Genomic DNA, 15,592 nt, shown 5'->3' on the forward strand with positions numbered 1-15,592 from the left:
CATGAACTTCGACCGAGTGGATGTCGGCAAGGCGGGACAAGCTATCCCGGGATATCTTCTTGCCAAGGAAAAGGTCCGGGGCGGCGCGCTGTTGCTGCATCCCTACGGCGGAAGCAAGGAGCACATGCTCGGTCTGGCGGCCAGCCTGGCGGAAGATGGCTGGGCGGCGCTGGCGATCGACAACTGCGGTCACGGCGAAAACACCGCCGCCATCGGGACGGGGATGGTGCAGGAAGTGGAAGCGGGGCTGAGTTACCTGCGCCGCTACGGGCGCACGGCCGCGCTGGGGTTGAGTATCGGCGGGCGCCTGGCGCTGACCTCCACCGCCGACTGCATGGTGGCGATTTCACCGTCGGTGATTGTCGAAATGTCGCCGCAGGGGAAGTGGATGTTTGAAAACTTTCCCAGCCCCGGCGTGCGCGAGCCGTATCCCGGATACGTGGTCAAGTTGCTGGAAGAACTGGGGCCGGTCGAGAGCCACACGCGTCCGTGCCTGATCCTGTATGCCGAGCGCGACATCCCGGCCATCATGAACGGGGCGGCCGGACTGAAGGCAGCGCTGCCCAACGCCGAGATCCGCACCATCACGCGCGACGTCCGCCCCGACATCCAGCACGAGAACGGATTTATCCGCTATCTGCCCCGCTGGTTCAACCACGGCGAACTGAAGTTCAATTCCGAGGTGTACCAGTCCGCGGCGGCCTGGCTGGCGCAGGCGACGCGGGCATGATGGCGTCATGAACGAACCCCGAGGCCGCGCTGAGATTGAAAGCCGTTTCGGCCCGCTGGGCAGCGGTAAGCAGGCATTGTCGATCCGCGGCGAAACGCTCGACGCCGGCGAACTGCTGCACCGCATGGGCCTGGACTTCGACGATGCCAAGCCGATTGACCTGATCTGCGTGGCGGAGAACCGGTATGCGGTCCGCTATTACGACGGGCAGGACCAGCGAGTCGTGGCCCACGAATTCGACGGCGACCTGAAGTTTGTGGAGGAGACACGCGCCCACGTCGCGGAGTGGATCGGCGAAGAAGCTTATTTCGCGTTCTTCGGCGGACATTGAGCAGGTGCGGGAAACCGATATGAGCAAGCAGCGCGTGGAAAAACGGCACCTCAGCCTGCCGGCCGCCACCACCGGCGACGCGCAGGTGATCCTTTATCTATACGAATTGCGCCGCGAGCCTGCGATGCGGGAAGCGCGGCACTTCATCTCCGCCGACTTCTGGCCGGAAAGCGCGGAAGACGTTCTTCGGCTGGCGCGCAGTTATCCCAGCCGCGAAAATACCTGGTTGCGCCAGGTGACCAGCTACTGGGAAATGGCGGCGTCGCTGGTGTTGCGCGGCGCCTTGCATGAGGAATTGTTTTTCGACTGCAGCGGCGAGATGTATTGTGTGTTTGCCAAGTTCAAGCCGTATCTGGCCGACATTCGCAAGAAGCTGCCCTACTTTCTGTTGAACGTGGAGGCAGCGGCGGTCCGCAACCCGGAAGGACGGGCGCGATTGCAGCGGCTGGAAGCGCGGCTGGCGCGCCGGCAACAGAAGCTGGCGCAGCGCCGGGCGGCGGTGGCGGAGACCTCCGCCGGCTACACCTAGGCGGCGGCTCTGACAACCATGCGTACAGCCCGCATCGTCGCTGCACTCTGCCTGGTAATCCTGCTGGTGGCGCTCCTGTCCTTCAGGGCGCGCAAGCCAGGCCGGGTTCGGATCGCGTACGCCCCGATCCTGGCGAGCCTGCCGGTTTTCGTCGCGCAAGATCAGCAGATGTTCCAGCAGCATCGCTTGCAGGCGGAGGTGGTGTCGTTCAGCAGCAGCAACGACATGGTGAGCGGGCTGGTGGCCGGCCAGGTGGACGTGCTGCCGGCAGTGTCGCTGGTGCCGTTGTTGCACCTGGAAATCCAGTATCCGGGAAAATTTCGCGTGTTCTCGCACAGCCGCATGCGGCGCGAAAACTCGACCTACCGCCTAGTGGTCCGAGCTTCGTCTCCGGTGCAAAAACTCCAGGACCTGAAGGGAAAGAAAGTCGGCGTGTTTCCGGGCACGTCGGCGACGCGGCTGGTGGGCGCCTTCCTGCAGCGCAACGGGGTGGACCCGGGCAGCATCCTGTTCGTCCAGTTGCCCACGTCGGCGCAGGTCGCCAGCCTGGAATCGGGCGCGGTGGACGCGCTGTTTTCCTATGACCCGCTCATCCTGATCGCCGAACCGGGACGCTACCGGGCGATTTCGAATTCCGTCTATGCCGAACTGGTCGAACCCTGCCCGTTGGGCGTGTCGGTGATTGCGCGCGCTTTCGAGCGCGCGCAGCCGGAGGCCGCCGCGCGCGCCGCCGGAGTCATCCAGGAAGGGATCGACTACGTCGGCTCGCACCCGCAGCAGGCGACCGCGCTGCTGCCGCGATTCACCCGTATGACGCCGCAGATGGCGGGGCGCGTGAACGTGGCCGACATTACGCTTTCCAACACGGTGGACGCGGCCGTGCTGCAGCGATTTATTGACTTAATGTACGAAATCGGAGAGATTCCCGAGAAGTTCGATGCTCACCGTCTTATCGACGCAACCCGCTAGGGAACCCGCGCCGGGCGAGCACGCGCTGCGCATGCGCGGCGTGGACTTCTCCTACTGTGCCGCGCCGAATGGTTCCCGGTCGCTGTACGCGGGCTTCGATCTGGCGATCGAACAGGGCTCGGTGGTGGCACTGATGGGGGCCAGCGGCAGCGGCAAAAGCACGCTGGGAAAAATGATGGCGCGCATCATCGGGCCGACCGCCGGGCGCATCGAGTGGTCGCCGCAGTTCTCCCGGCGCGCCGACGTGGTCTACATGGACCAGCACCCGATGAACAGCATCTTCCCGTGGCAAACGGTGCGCGGCAATCTGGAGTATCCGCTGGAAAAACTGGAATGGAACGAAGAAGAAAGCCGGGCGCGGGTCAGCTATCTGGCGTCCCTGTTCCGGCTGGACACGGTGCTGGAGTCGCTGCCGGCGCAGATATCCGGCGGCGAGCTGCAACGCCTGGCGCTGGCGCGGTGCCTTTCCTGGCGCCCGGGGCTGGTCATCCTGGACGAGCCGTTTTCCGCGCTGGACCGCGACGTCAAGGCGACCATCGGCCAGGCGCTGCACGAGCTTGCCACCAAGGACGGCATGACGGTGGTGCTGATCACGCATAACGTCTCCGACGCGCTCGCCATCGGCATGCGCTACGTGATCATCGGCGACCGCCCGGTGCGCATCATTTCCGACCTTGAATTCAAGAGCCCGCATCCGCGGCAGCGCGGCGCGCTGGATTACGACACGATGGAGAAGGCGCTCATCGCGTGCATTCGCGATGGCCTGGTGTAGAAGATGCCAAGACTAGCCCGGCCGCTACGAAAGCCGACCAGAGTGCTGGCGCCCATGGCGTTGCTGCTGGCGATCTGGGCTGCCGTGGCCGGTCTCGGGCTGGTGGATTCGATCGTGCTGCCGGCGCCGTGGAGCGTGGCGCGCGCTGTCGCGAGAATATTCCGCGATCGCATGGTGGTGGACGTGGCGCTGACGCTCGGCCGGGTGTTTGCCGCACTGGCGATTGCCGGCGCGGTGGGGATTCCCCTCGGCTTGTTTCTGGGGTATCGCAAGCGCTGGTATCAGATGGTGGAAGGCCCGCTGCACGCCTTGCGGTCGATTCCGGCCTCAGCCCTGTTCCCGCTGTTCCTGATCATTGCCGGCGTCGGCGAAACCTCGATCGTAGCGCTCGCCGCCTACCCCAGCCTGCTGGTGATCCTGGTAAATACCGTGACCGGCGCCGCTCTCGCCAACAAGCGCCGGCTCTACCAGGCGAAGCTGTTCGAGCTGAGCGCCTACGAGACCATCACCGAGATTCTGTTCTACGAGGCGCTGCCCAACATTTTTGACGGCATCCGCACCGCCGCGTCCTATTCCATGGTGCTGGTGATTGCGGTGGAGATGTTCGTCGGTTTGGGCGAGCACGGCCTGGGCCGCGCCATTTACGAATACCAGGCCACCTACCGCATTCCGGAAGCGTACGCCGCGGTGCTGCTGGCGGGCACTATCGGAATTTTGCTGAATCTCGGGGTGAACACGGCGCAGAACCGGATGCTGCGCTGGCTGCCGAATGTGCACGAATAACATACACGGCAACAAGATTCTCTCCGGAGCAGGTGGCGGGTTAACTGGCGAGATGGTTGTCAACAGTTACGTTGTGGGGCTTGAGGCATGAGCGTTCCATGAAAAGAGCTTTCTTCTTCATTGCCTTCCTACTGCTGGCCACTGCGATGGCGCAGCAACAGGACGATGCCCGTCCTAGCGGGGTGATTTTCGGAAACGTTATTGGCCAGGATGGACAGCCAGCGAAAGGCATAGGTCTAACAGCCTACCCGTTAGGGGTTGCACTCGGTGCAGTGCTTCCTAACACAAGAACGAATGACGCTGGCGAATATCGCTTTGACAAACTTCCCTGGTGGGGCAGATACACGGTGTACGCCGATGATGAAGACGCAGGATATTCAAGAACCAGCACCGGTACCGCAGGCAGCCGACCTCCAGAAGTTGAGGTTACGCCCGAACACCGCGAAGCAGAACTTAAGGTCTACCTCCCTCCCAAAGCTGGTTTTCTGGAAATTCATTTGACCAATCGAAGAACGGGCACTGTCATCTCGGGGATGCGGATTGCAGTGATGCCGATGGACAAGCCTGCGTCGCCGTTGTTCACGATGAGTTGCTATTCAACTCACGTCATTTTAATACCACCAGACAAGAACCTTCTGCTGCACGTGACCTCAGATGGATTCCGTGAGTGGGACGAGAGCATCGGAAAGGGAAAGCCCCTTCATCTGGCATCCGGAACTCGGCTGACCCTGGCTGTGCAACTGGAACCTTCGGACTGATTGAGTGCTCAGAGTTGTCGTAACTGTTGATAAACCGCCTTCTCACCCGTAATCAGGACTTTGCTGTAATCCACTTCGACATTACTCAGCGGAATACTGCGTCAATATCTCCGGTTGTCGTAATTATTACGTAGAAATAGATTCTCAATGTTGGGATAACTCATCTGCATTCAGCAACGAGGAGTGGACAAGAAATTGCATTTCGAACCTCGAAGCTCAATCCCAATTTATCTCGCACGACATACGGAGAGAGACGCCTCCATGTCCATGGTGCAAGATGTTCCTTTCATCCACCAGGAATTAGAACTAATCGCACGCACGGCAACGCAGCAACAATTGACGGGGTCCCAATCGCCATCGGCGCTGTTGGAGAGCGCGCCACCCACCCGAGCAGAGCTGGCGGACATCGCCGAGATTCCCTTAGAGGTGCAGAGCGTCGTCCAACTGGTGCAAGAGCTGCTCATCATCAGCACAGGCGCCGATGGAGTGGCGGTCGCGCTCGGTGACAGTGGCAGCATGCAGTGCGTGTCCAGCATAGGAGATGCGCCGTCGGTCAATATTCCGCTGCAACTGGACGGCACGCTTTCCGGACAATGCGTGCGCACCGGACGAGTGGTGCGCTTTCAGGCCGACAACGCGGCACGGGCGTACGCGGGACCGCGATCGGCGCTGCTGGCGCCGGTCCTGCTGCACGGGTGCGTTGCCGGGTTGGTTGGAATCTTCTCCGGAGACGCGGATGCGTTCGGCAGCGGCAGCCTGGCCGCGATACGGGATGCGGCAAGCCTTCTCGGACTCTCCATGGCGAAGATCGAAGAGGCGCCGAAGCTCGCGTCGTCGTACGAAATCGGATGGGGAAAGCCGTCTTCCCGCACCCCGTCACGCCTGATGGCAGCAGAGGGTTCGCCAACGAGCCATGCCGCGGCCGTTTCCGATCGCTACCTGCTGGGCCTGCCGTGTCCTGCCTGCGGCACGTACTCACGCAGCCACGAAAACATTTGCGGAGTGTGTCAGGCTGCATTGCAGTAAGGCAGAGTGGCTGGCCGGAAGACGCAACACGGCTCATCAGAGTCTGTGTGAGAACTGTGCCGCGCCGCTAGCGCTCGACGATCTTGTTTCACTTTCCCCAGCGCTGCCGCGCTGGGCTAACGAATACCGCCGCTCCGCGGCTGGATTATGGGTGCGCTTGGACCACTGCGCTTCCCGAAAGTGAGTTCTCACGCAGACTCGTCAATGTTGGGGCGCCAGTTTCCCCTCCGCGCGCCATTTGGCGCAACACTCGGGACAAATCCCGTGGGTGATGTTCGCGCCCATGTGTTCGCTCAAATACTGTTCCAACTGTTCCCAGTAGTTCTGGTCGTTACGAACGCGTTTGCACCAGGCACAGATGGGGAGGAGCCCTTCGAGCTTGTGAACCGAGAGCAGCGCTTCCTGAAGCTCGGCGACGCGTTCCGTCAGGGATTGTTGCAGTTGCAGCACGCGCCGTCCGACGGCAACACGGGCACGCAGTTCCTCGGCATCAAAGGGCTTGGCAATGTAGTCATCCGCACCCGCGTCGAATCCTGACAGGACATCCGCTGAACTCTTGCGCGTAGCAGTCACCAGCAGGAGGTACATCGGCGTATCCGGCAATTGGCGGGCTTTGCGGCAAATTTCGTTGCCATGCATCCCCGGCATCTGCCAGTCCAGCACCGCCAGCCGCGGGCCATCTATCTGGCAGAGAATCTTCCATGCTTGCTTGCCGTCGCGCGCCGAAACCACCTCGTATTCGGTGGCCAGCAGCCGTTCCAGCAGATGGAGGACGAGCGGATCATCCTCAGCGACTAAGACTTTCATGTGGCACCTTGCAGAATTCCTCAAGCGCTTGTCGGAGACAAGCAAGCTCGCGTTCTACTTCATCGACGGCTTGGCGCATGGGCTCGAAGTCCGGGTGGGCGACGTGCTCCTCGAGCTTGACCAGCGCGGAAAAGGACTGTCGCGCACCGAAACATCCGACTTCGCCTTTCAGGCGATGTGCGATTCGCCCCAGCATGCCGGCATCACGCCCGGCCAAGGCCCGGCGCAATTCCGACACTGCTTGGGGATACTGATTAAGAAACATTTCCGCGATCTCGCGCAGGAGCTGCTCGTCCCCTCCGGCGCGGGACAACGCCTGACGGTGGTCCCAGACCGGGGTGGGATGGGGCGGCTGTGCGCGCACCCCGTCCAGCACCTGCTGGATTTTGCTGAATTCCACCGGTTTGGAAATGTATCCATCCATACCCGAGGCCAGGCACCGCTCCTTATCACCTTTGATGGCGTGGGCCGTCATGGCATAGATGGGCAGATGGGCGCCATGGACTTTCTCGCGCTCACGGATAGCGGTGGTGGCGGCGAAGCCGTCCATTTCCGGCATTTGGACATCCATTAACGCCAGATCAAAGCGGCCGGTGGCAGCCAGCGCCACCGCCTCCCGCCCGTTGCGCGCCAGTTCCGGAGCGTGCCCCTGTTTTTGCAGCACGCGGAGGATCAGCGCCTGGTTCACAGGATTGTCTTCGGCGACGAGAATGCGCAGGCCGCGCTGGTTCTCGCGCAGGGTGTGCCGCGTTACCAGCGGACGAACCGCCTCCGCGTTTTGGCCCAGCGCGGCGCTTTGGCCCAGCACCGCCAATAAGGCCCGCATCAGCTCGTGGCTGCCGATCGGCTTGACCAGGTAGGCGGCAATGCCGAGCTGGCGGCACCGCGCCGCATCGCCGCGCTGCCCGGAGGAGGTCAGCATCATGATGACCGCCCCCGCCATGCGCGGATCATGCTGCAGCCGCTCCGCCAGGGCGAAGCCATCCATGCCGGGCATGTGCGAGTCAATCAGGGCAACCCGGTAATGCTTTTCCTGTTGCAGAGAGGCTTCCACCTCCCGCAGCGCCGCTTCGCCGTCACCGACCGCACACGGCGCCATCCCCCAATCGCGGGTCGCGTGCACCAGAATCTCGCGATTGGTAGGGTTATCGTCCACCACCAGCACCGGGACTCCCACCAGGATCTCGGGTCCGGGAAGCAAAGGTTTTTGCGATGCCTCCTGAGGGACGGACATCGCAATGGTGAATTGAAAGCAGCTTCCTTTTCCCAGCGCGCTTTCCACCGCAACCTGCCCGCCCATTAATGCAATGAGCTTCGCCGAGATAGCCAGCCCCAACCCGGAGCCGCCGTAGGTGCGGGTGGTACTGGCATCGGCCTGGACGAATGGCTGGAAAATGCCTACCTGCTTTTCCGGCGGGATGCCGATACCGGTGTCCCGGATCGTAAAATTCAGAGTGGTCTTGCCCTCGCCGCCTGGCGCCGCGCTCAAGGTCAGCACCACCTCTCCCTGGACCGTGAACTTGATCGCATTGCCGACGAGGTTGGTCAGAATCTGGCGCAGGCGGACCGGATCGCCGACCACCCGCTGTGGCACTTCCGATCCGAGCTGGTAAGCCAACTCGAGCCCTTTGTCATGGGCCCGCATCGCCAGGGCTTTGACGGTTTCACCCACACAGTCCTGCAAACTGAACTCGATCAACTCCAGGTCGAGTTTGCCGGCTTCCACCTTGGAAAAATCGAGAATGTCATTGAGCACACGCAAGAGCGCATCGCCCGAGGATTTCACGGCCAATAGATACTCCCGCTGTTCGCGCGTCAGTCTGGTGTCCAGGGCCAGCTCGGTCATGCCCAGGATGCCGTTCATGGGGGTACGGATTTCATGGCTCATGTTGGCCAGGAACTCGCTTTTGACGCGGCTGGCAGCTTCGGCAGTTTCCTTGGCCGCCAGCAGATCCTGGTTGAGCTGGCGCAGTTTGCGGGTACGCTCTTCCACGGCCTCCTCGAGGTGTTCGCGGTGGCGCTGCAGCTCCAGATCGCGCGACTGGATCTCGGTCAGCATCTGGTTGAAGGTGGTGACCAGCAGGCCGAGTTCGTCGCCCCCAGCGGGCGCCGCCCGCCGGCTGAAATCCTTGTCCTGCGAGACCCGCGCCGCGACTTCCGCCAGGTTAAGAATCGGTCCGGACACAAGTTTTTGCAGCCGGTTGCCGAGGGGCGAAGGCGAGCGCCGAACAGACCAGAATCACGCTCAGCACGATGCCCGCATAGCGCCGGAGCCGGTCTCTCAGTTCGCCGGTATCGGAATTGATGTAGACGACGCCGACTTGTTCGCCGGCTAAGCGAATGCGGCAGTACTGCTCAATGGAGTCGCGGGAAAAGTAGGTGCCGTCGGGGCGAAGGGGCGGCGCGGAGGATGGGTCCAAGCCGGGGTGGTAGCTGGCGAAGGGCGTGTCCGTGTTCTTGTACACCCAGGCCAAGCGGACGTGGGGCGCCGCCTTCAGGGCAGCCAGCACTTCCTCGGCGCTGCGCGGATCGTTGAAGATCAGCGGCGCCGCGCTGTTGGCGCCGATCACATCCGCCAGAATGGTGAGGTCGCGCCGGGCGGCGCGCCGGAAGTCAAGCAAGTCATAGGTGGCGACGGCGACGCAGGCCAGCAAAACCACGACGCAACTGGTCGTCAGGATGATAAGGGTGAGTTTCTGTCCGACCGAGATGTCGCGGAAGCGCCGCATTACCCACCTCCGACGCGCACGACACGGGCGAGAGCCAGTAACTTAGAGCTGATCTTCAGCCCGGCTCTCTCCGCGGCTTGCGCATTGATCTCAAAGCGCACCTGGCCCCGGTCCATAACAAAGTTGATGGCACCACCGAACGACAGGAAATCGCCGGTTTCGCCCACCGTGAGGATGTGCAGCCCGGCGATGGCGTGGAGAAACTCCTCGGCGCGGCGCGCCTCCTGCGCCGGGAGAAACACGATGTGACAATTGCGCGCCGCCAGCGCGCCGGAGACCAGCGTTACCCGGACGCGACGATTCTGGACGGTCTTGCCGGCTGCGATAGCGTCCAGATCCTCGCCGAAGGGATTGCGACCGAACACACACACCGACAGCGGAGCATCGGGGCCGCCAAAGGCTTCCGGCGGCCAGTCCACGAATTTGGCAAAGTTCAACAGGAAAGCAGCTTTGACCTGATATTCGGTCCAAGGCCCTTGAGCAAGGGCCACTCCCAGCAACGCCATCGCGATTACCACGACGATGGCCAGCCGCGGAAACGGCGCCAGCCAACGGCGGGTGCGCGCCAGTGAGACCGGCCTGGCCGCTTGCGGGAGGGGTTGGCACGCAAAACCGATTCCACTCAAATTCCAGGTTCTGCGGGAAGCAAGAATGCGATCGCACCCGGGAATCAGGATCGGTTGCGTCGCCCTTGTTTGCCAGGCCATATGGTGGTGCCCAATTAGAATCTCCAGCTAAATCTGGCGAAGACACTGCGGCGCACCTCGAGGGGCGCGCCCTGGATGCCGGTGAAGAATTCCCGGTGCGCGGAATCCAGCAGGTTCTGACCCGCCAAGCTACACTCCAGGTGCTGGTTAGGACGCCACCCGAGGCGCAAGTCCACGCGTGTGTAACGAGGAACGGGCTGCGTCGGAAGTCTGTCCACGAAATACAGGTGGCTGTCGAACTCCACCTTTCCCGGCAGGGACAGGTAAGAATGAATCTGGAACTGGTGGGCAGGATTATCGCCGGAACCGGAGAACTCAGGGAACTCTCCTGCCCGTTCGCGAGAAAAATGCAGCCAACTGTAACTGCCCGTGATTTTCCACCGACTCCAAGGCGTGTACGTCGCCGATAGTTCGGCGCCGTGGGAGTTGGCAGATACGGTGTTGGTTGTCACCAGGGGTATCAGGTCCGGCGTCACCGGCATGTGTTGCGCCAGCCCAAAGTTGGCCAGATGGTGATACCGGTTGAAGAACAAGGCCGCATCTATGAGCCAATGGCGCGCAGGCCGGGTGCGATACCCGACCTCGTAAGCCACCAGTTCCTCGGAAACCGGATCCGGGTTGCCGAGCAGTTGCACGTATTTCGGCCAACCCCAAGGCGTGGGGAATCCCGGCAGCGTGAAGTGCGCCTCCGCTTCCAATTCGCTGGGACTCCGCATGGCGCGTGAAATGGCCGCCCAGAAGCTGTGACGAGTGGAGGGTGCAAAGAGAATACGGGCGGTGGGTTGCGCGCTAACACCGGCCAACGTATCGGATTCGAACTTCGTTCCCAGGGTGAGCACAAGCGCGGGGCTCAAGGTAATTTCGTCCTGTACGAAGCCGCTGAAGATGTGAAACGTGCGGGCGGGCGGATCGAAGTGAATGGCCGGTGTTCCCCAGGTCCGCTGCCGGATGTTGCGGAAGTTTCCTCCCCATACCAGGTCATGCTTCTTCCCCACACGGGCGTTGTATTGAAAATCCAGGTCGAGGGTGTCGTGCCGCAAGTCCATCACTTCGGGAAATGACTGGCGGGTTTCATCGAAGTAAACCCGCGCGCTGAATTCCGATCCGTTGGACAAACGGTGTTGCCATCGCGCCAGCAGATTGCCACCCTGAGAGGAGGCCAATCCGGGAAAGGGCAGGGATGGCCCCGGCGCAAATACGTCGGGAGCCGATTGATAACCTTCACCCTCGAAGGTGATCGCGTCCGCTTGGCGGTTGAGCTTCCAATCAGCGCGAAATCCTCCGCGGGTGGAGTTCCAGGAGTCATCGACGCCCAGGGCGCCCGTGTCGGCCAAGTCTGCCCGCCGCGCGTGTTTGATGAACACGCGGTAATTGCCATGATCGCCAGCGCGACCGCCGTAGCGCGCGAAAAGAGTCGCGCGCTCCCAGGAGCCCACGCCGCCGCCGACGAACCCGCCGTTCGTCTCGTCTGCCGGGCGGGTGATAATGTTGATGACGCCGTTGACCGCGTTGGTGCCCCAGAGCGACGCCCCCGGACCGCGGATGACCTCGATGCGGTCGATGTCCTCCAGCAGAAGATCCTGTTCGGCCCAGAACACACCCGAAAAGCTCGGCGTGTACACGGTGCGTCCGTCCACGAGAACCAACAGCTTGTTGGCGAAGCGTGAGTTTGCTCCGCGGATGCTGACGGCCCAGTCCGAGGACGTGAGCTGGGCCACCTGCACCCCGGGGGCAAGGCGCAACGCCTCCGGTAAACTTGTCACTCCCGAGCGGCGGATGTCTTCCTGCGTGATCACGTACACCGCCGCGGGAGCGGAGGTGAGCGTCTGCTCTTTCTTGCTCACGGTGGTGACCGTGATGTTCATCAATTCTTCAATCGTGGCTTCGGTCAGATCGCGAGCCGGCCGTTGCGGAAAGGAAGGAAGTGCCAAGGCTAAGACGGCCGCCAGGACGGAAAGACGCCACGCGAGATGTCGTGTTGTGTATCCGGAGGACGCCATCAAAGCCTCCACAAATGCACGGGTGGAGCTTCATTCCGGAGGCTAGCACGGCGGAATACCGGAGTAGCGATGAGGAGCGAGAAACGGATGGGACTGGTTCCACTTGCGAACCGCGGCCCATAACGGTTCACCGAAGGAGCGGCAGTTTTCTGCGGCGCCAGCGAACGGCGGGTCCAGGTCTGTGACACCGGCTTCTGCGCCCTCCGGAGGGCTTCGGTCGGGCTGCTCAGCCAAGCGCTGCGGTACATCGTTTGAGCCAGTCTCCAGGGTGATGTGCCTGCGGGCGGCCGATCACCGCTGATCCCAGAAATCAGGTCTCCGGCGTTTCCTCAAAAGCGCCAGGTGAATTTCACATACGCATTGCGTCCCACTTGCGCCGGCTGCGTCCACAGTTCCGGAGCAGTGAATTCCGGGTGATGCGGATCGAGCAAGTTCTGGCCGACAACACTGATCTCCACGTGTTCGCCTGCCCGCCACCCCAACCGGGTATCGAAACGGACATAGCTGGGCAGAGATTGAGGGGGCAGGCGGCTGACGTAAAACAGGCTCGAGTCCCACTCCAGGTGGTGGGCGAGGGAGAAAAACGACCGCACCTGGAATTGATGCCTGGGGTCGTCCCCGGAGCGAAACGGAGAGCTTGCCGGATCCGAAATTATGAAGGCACCATTTACCAGCCAGGAGTAGCCCCACATCAGCTTCCAGAAACTGTTGGGCGCGTAGGTGCCGGTGAATTCGAGGCCGTAGTTATGCCGGATTATGTTGTTCACGAACTGGAGCGGCACGACCAGGTGCGCCGGTGCGGGAGTCGTTTCCGGGTAAGGCATCCCCGGGGCAACGTCGACATATTGGTGATAACTGTTGAAAAAGGCGCTGATGTCGAGTGCCAGGCGCTTGTTCGGCTGGGTGCGATATCCGGCTTCATAGGCAATGAGGTTCTGCGCCTTCAGCCGCCGGTTTCCCCGGGAGAGCGCGACGACGGCCAGGCCACCCGGTCCGGGCGAGATGGTGGACACGCGCTGCCCGACTTCCTGAAAATCGTTGGGCGTCGTCAAGGCTCGCGAGACCGCTGCCCAAAACATATGCTTGCTGCGCGGCTGCCAATGGAGACGCAGATTCGGCTGCGCCTCGAACCCGGTGTATTGGTTGTGCTCGAACTTGGATCCCAGCACCAGCCAGAGCCGATCCTTGGCCAGCATGATCTCGTCTTGCAGGAAGCCATTGGCGGTGTTGAGCCTCTGGTCGCTGGGATCGAGTCTCACAACAAAAGTGTCGTGAGAGTGATACTGGCCGCTGCGGAATCCACCGCCGAAGACCAGTTCGTGGCGTTTTCCCAGCGACAGGCGGTGCTGCAGGTCAACATCGAGCACTTCGTACAAGGGGGAGAAGCCCGGCACGATCGTGCGCTGCGCGCGGTCGTAGAAGATCCGCAGGTTCAGGCTGGACCTTGGCGAAAAATCGCGGCTCCATTTCGCGAGCAGGTTGCCGCCGCGGGCGATCGAGTCGTATTTTGCATTGACCAGATAGGGCGGAACCAAGGTGGGGAAGGGATAGGCGTTCTCCTCGTTGCCGCGGAAAAGGTCCCCGGAAAAGGTAAGCTTGTCGCGCGGCGACGGTGACCAATCGAGACGGAATCCGCCGCGCACCATGTCCCAGCCGTCGTAGGCATCGGCGCCGGAAGTCTGGAGATCAGGACCGCGGCCCCAGTGCAGGTACTTGCCATAAACGCGGTAGGCGAGGTCGTCTCCGTGGGCGCCGCCGAAGCGCACCTCGCCGCCGTCCTGATGCTGCGACCCGACGGAGCCAGCGATCAGCAGGCCCTGGGTGTCCTGGGCGCGCTTGGTAATGATGTTGATCACGCCATTCATGGCGTTGGCGCCCCACAGCGTGCCCCCCGGCCCGCGCACCACCTCGATGCGCTCGATATCCTCCAGCGGAATGTCGTGCAGCTCCCAGAAAACGCCGGAAAAGATCGGGGAGTAGATGGTGCGGCCGTCAATCATGACCAGCAGCTTGTCGGCAAAGCGGTAATTGAAGCCGCGGATGCTGATCGCCCAACTGTTGGTGTTGATCTGGGCCACGTGCACGCCGGGGGCAAGGCGCAACGCCTCGGGTAAACTCGTCACCCCCGAGCGGCGGATATCCTCCTGCGTGATCACGTACACCGCCGCCGGGATTTGGAGCAGCGTCTGTTCCTTTTTCGCCGCCGAGGTGACCTCAATCTTCATCAGGTCTTCGATCGTCATCTGAAAGAGGTCGGGTTTTTGTTGCGCGCCGACCGACGGCGCCACCGCCCAAACCAGCAAGATGAAAGCGAGGTACCGAGACGAGCGGAGGCAGCGGACGAAAGGGCCGCATCCGGCCGCATGCGGACTGCCGCTGGGAATCCGGTTCGTCTTGGTTGTCATGACGCTACCTCAGGCTGGTTCGCCGCGAAGCATCCGCTCCAGCCAGGAGCGCAATTGGTCGAACTCCGCTGCCAGGACTCCGAATGCGCTCTTCGCATCGGCCAAATCGCGGCTTCGGCCCATGGTTTCAAGCGCCAGAGCAGCCTGGTCGACGCGGGCAGAAAAAAAGTTACTGGCCGCGCCTCGTAGCGCATGTGCCGCTCGTTCTACTTTCTGGCAGTCACCGCTCATGACCGCGTCTCTTGCGTCGGTCAGCATCTGCGGGGCCGTAGCCAGGAAGATTTCGATGATTTCCCGCAATAACTTCCGGTCGCCGCCTACGTGACGCATCAGCGCGGCGGCGTCGAAACAAGGGGTTTCCTGCGATGGTGGAGATTTCGTTTGTGGCGGCAACTGGATGCTCCTTTCAGCGATGCGCTCCCATCGCCCCTTTCATCCTTGATGGCGAGGCTCGATGCGGCATGCAGCGCACCGCCGCAATCTTGATCGCCGGCTTCGCGCCGGCAGCCATGCGTCGCGCCGTGTTCTCTGATTACTACAACTGATTTCGCACCGGCGCGGAAATGCGCCCCCGGCGGCGAATGGTCGTTTCGTATTGGACCGAGGCCCGTTTTGACAAGCGCGCCTGCCCTGGCAGTGCGGCGTTTTCGCTTCGGGAGCTGCGGATTGATTCGATGTGTCCTTGCGGAATGGCGAAATTCTGCTTGTTGTCGACCCGGCCAGCGCAGCAGGTTTTGATTTCTCGCGCCGCGCCGGCATCCGCAACCGGCCGGCAGATTCCCTACCTTGCCTTGAGCTTTGCCCAACGCGCGCGCCGAGCCGCAGCTATCTTCTTTCGGGTGGCAGCAGAAAGTATTCGCGTGGCCCTGGCGGTCCGCCGTCCGACGAGTTTGCCGAACGCTGCAACCGCATTCTCCAGCCGTTGCAGTTCCTTTTGAGCCCGCCTCCGCTCTTGCTTCAACTGCTTGAATACGCGCTGTAAGTCAACCATTACATCCTCTCTCTAAATACTGGAAGCCGCTCCGGCCCCTGACCACTCGGTGTGC

General features: G+C 62.1%; 16 protein-coding genes. 9 read left to right on the forward strand and 7 right to left on the reverse strand.

All coding sequences use genetic code 11. The features are described 5' to 3' along the window. Position 1 precedes the first annotated feature (1 nt). From LAN70_12910 to LAN70_12945, 8 genes are all read left to right on the forward strand, one after another. Complete coding sequence (locus tag LAN70_12910; protein ID MBZ5512053.1) at positions 2 to 730, forward strand: hypothetical protein; 729 nt, start codon at positions 2 to 4, stop codon at positions 728 to 730. 7 nt (positions 731 to 737) lie between these two features. Continuing rightward, positions 738 to 1,061 (forward strand): hypothetical protein, encoded by a 324-nt coding sequence (locus LAN70_12915; protein ID MBZ5512054.1) that lies wholly within the window; start codon positions 738 to 740, stop codon positions 1,059 to 1,061. A gap of 19 nt (positions 1,062 to 1,080) precedes the next feature. Continuing rightward, complete coding sequence (locus LAN70_12920; GenBank protein ID MBZ5512055.1) at positions 1,081 to 1,590, forward strand: hypothetical protein; 510 nt, start codon at positions 1,081 to 1,083, stop codon at positions 1,588 to 1,590. Positions 1,591 to 1,608: 18 nt separating this feature from the next. Then, complete coding sequence (locus LAN70_12925; GenBank protein MBZ5512056.1) at positions 1,609 to 2,559, forward strand: ABC transporter substrate-binding protein; 951 nt, start codon at positions 1,609 to 1,611, stop codon at positions 2,557 to 2,559. Beyond that, on the forward strand, positions 2,528 to 3,331 hold the full coding sequence (locus tag LAN70_12930) for an ATP-binding cassette domain-containing protein (protein MBZ5512057.1): 804 nt from the start codon (positions 2,528 to 2,530) through the stop codon (positions 3,329 to 3,331). The genes LAN70_12925 and LAN70_12930 overlap by 32 nt, the downstream gene beginning before the upstream one ends. A gap of 3 nt (positions 3,332 to 3,334) precedes the next feature. Beyond that, entirely contained in the window at positions 3,335 to 4,114 is a 780-nt protein-coding gene (locus tag LAN70_12935; GenBank protein MBZ5512058.1) for an ABC transporter permease subunit, read from the forward strand. A gap of 98 nt (positions 4,115 to 4,212) precedes the next feature. Beyond that, positions 4,213 to 4,872 (forward strand): carboxypeptidase-like regulatory domain-containing protein, encoded by a 660-nt coding sequence (locus LAN70_12940; protein MBZ5512059.1) that lies wholly within the window; start codon positions 4,213 to 4,215, stop codon positions 4,870 to 4,872. 261 nt (positions 4,873 to 5,133) lie between these two features. Continuing rightward, positions 5,134 to 5,898, forward strand: coding sequence for a GAF domain-containing protein (locus tag LAN70_12945; protein MBZ5512060.1), 765 nt, complete (start codon positions 5,134 to 5,136; stop codon positions 5,896 to 5,898). A 201-nt stretch (positions 5,899 to 6,099) separates the two neighbouring features. Here LAN70_12945 and LAN70_12950 read toward each other — a convergent pair whose 3' ends face one another. The 7 genes from LAN70_12950 to LAN70_12980 form a co-directional block, all read right to left on the reverse strand. Beyond that, positions 6,100 to 6,705: a response regulator transcription factor gene (locus LAN70_12950; GenBank protein ID MBZ5512061.1), complete on the reverse strand. Its 606-nt coding sequence runs from the start codon at positions 6,703 to 6,705 to the stop codon at positions 6,100 to 6,102. After that, entirely contained in the window at positions 6,686 to 8,890 is a 2,205-nt protein-coding gene (locus LAN70_12955) for a response regulator (protein ID MBZ5512062.1), read from the reverse strand. Before LAN70_12955 ends, LAN70_12950 begins: the two co-directional genes overlap by 20 nt. Next, a complete protein-coding gene (locus LAN70_12960; protein ID MBZ5512063.1) occupies positions 8,871 to 9,434 on the reverse strand; it encodes a hypothetical protein in 564 nt (187 codons plus the stop codon). The genes LAN70_12955 and LAN70_12960 overlap by 20 nt, the downstream gene beginning before the upstream one ends. Continuing rightward, the gene (locus LAN70_12965; GenBank protein ID MBZ5512064.1) at positions 9,434 to 10,060 is read right to left on the reverse strand and encodes a YfiR family protein; all 627 of its coding nucleotides are present in this window, start codon (positions 10,058 to 10,060) and stop codon (positions 9,434 to 9,436) included. The genes LAN70_12960 and LAN70_12965 overlap by 1 nt, the downstream gene beginning before the upstream one ends. Before the next feature lie 95 nt (positions 10,061 to 10,155). After that, on the reverse strand, positions 10,156 to 12,141 hold the full coding sequence (locus LAN70_12970; GenBank protein ID MBZ5512065.1) for a TonB-dependent receptor: 1,986 nt from the start codon (positions 12,139 to 12,141) through the stop codon (positions 10,156 to 10,158). A gap of 329 nt (positions 12,142 to 12,470) precedes the next feature. Beyond that, positions 12,471 to 14,546 (reverse strand): TonB-dependent receptor, encoded by a 2,076-nt coding sequence (locus LAN70_12975; GenBank protein ID MBZ5512066.1) that lies wholly within the window; start codon positions 14,544 to 14,546, stop codon positions 12,471 to 12,473. 9 nt (positions 14,547 to 14,555) lie between these two features. Beyond that, on the reverse strand, positions 14,556 to 14,939 hold the full coding sequence (locus LAN70_12980) for an Hpt domain-containing protein (protein MBZ5512067.1): 384 nt from the start codon (positions 14,937 to 14,939) through the stop codon (positions 14,556 to 14,558). Positions 14,940 to 15,228: 289 nt separating this feature from the next. On the opposite strand from LAN70_12980, the gene LAN70_12985 reads away from it, so the two are divergent. Then, entirely contained in the window at positions 15,229 to 15,528 is a 300-nt protein-coding gene (locus LAN70_12985; protein ID MBZ5512068.1) for a hypothetical protein, read from the forward strand. The last annotated feature ends 64 nt before the right edge of the window (positions 15,529 to 15,592 follow it).

Source organism: Terriglobia bacterium (genome assembly GCA_020072845.1).
Taxonomy (GTDB): Bacteria; Acidobacteriota; Terriglobia; order Terriglobales; family Acidobacteriaceae; genus JAIQGF01.

Excerpts from the sequence above, each read along its gene's own strand:
- LAN70_12910 (MBZ5512053.1), top strand. The coding sequence starts at position 2 with ATGAACTTCGACCGAGTGGATGTCGGCAAGGCGGGACAAGCTATCCCG.
- LAN70_12915 (MBZ5512054.1), top strand. The coding sequence starts at position 738 with ATGAACGAACCCCGAGGCCGCGCTGAGATTGAAAGCCGTTTCGGCCCG.
- LAN70_12920 (MBZ5512055.1), top strand. The coding sequence starts at position 1,081 with ATGAGCAAGCAGCGCGTGGAAAAACGGCACCTCAGCCTGCCGGCCGCC.
- LAN70_12925 (MBZ5512056.1), top strand. The coding sequence starts at position 1,609 with ATGCGTACAGCCCGCATCGTCGCTGCACTCTGCCTGGTAATCCTGCTG.
- LAN70_12930 (MBZ5512057.1), top strand. The coding sequence starts at position 2,528 with ATGCTCACCGTCTTATCGACGCAACCCGCTAGGGAACCCGCGCCGGGC.
- LAN70_12935 (MBZ5512058.1), top strand. The coding sequence starts at position 3,335 with ATGCCAAGACTAGCCCGGCCGCTACGAAAGCCGACCAGAGTGCTGGCG.
- LAN70_12940 (MBZ5512059.1), top strand. The coding sequence starts at position 4,213 with ATGAAAAGAGCTTTCTTCTTCATTGCCTTCCTACTGCTGGCCACTGCG.
- LAN70_12945 (MBZ5512060.1), top strand. The coding sequence starts at position 5,134 with ATGTCCATGGTGCAAGATGTTCCTTTCATCCACCAGGAATTAGAACTA.
- LAN70_12950 (MBZ5512061.1), bottom strand. The coding sequence starts at position 6,705 with ATGAAAGTCTTAGTCGCTGAGGATGATCCGCTCGTCCTCCATCTGCTG.
- LAN70_12960 (MBZ5512063.1), bottom strand. The coding sequence starts at position 9,434 with ATGCGGCGCTTCCGCGACATCTCGGTCGGACAGAAACTCACCCTTATC.
- LAN70_12970 (MBZ5512065.1), bottom strand. The coding sequence starts at position 12,141 with ATGGCGTCCTCCGGATACACAACACGACATCTCGCGTGGCGTCTTTCC.
- LAN70_12975 (MBZ5512066.1), bottom strand. The coding sequence starts at position 14,546 with ATGACAACCAAGACGAACCGGATTCCCAGCGGCAGTCCGCATGCGGCC.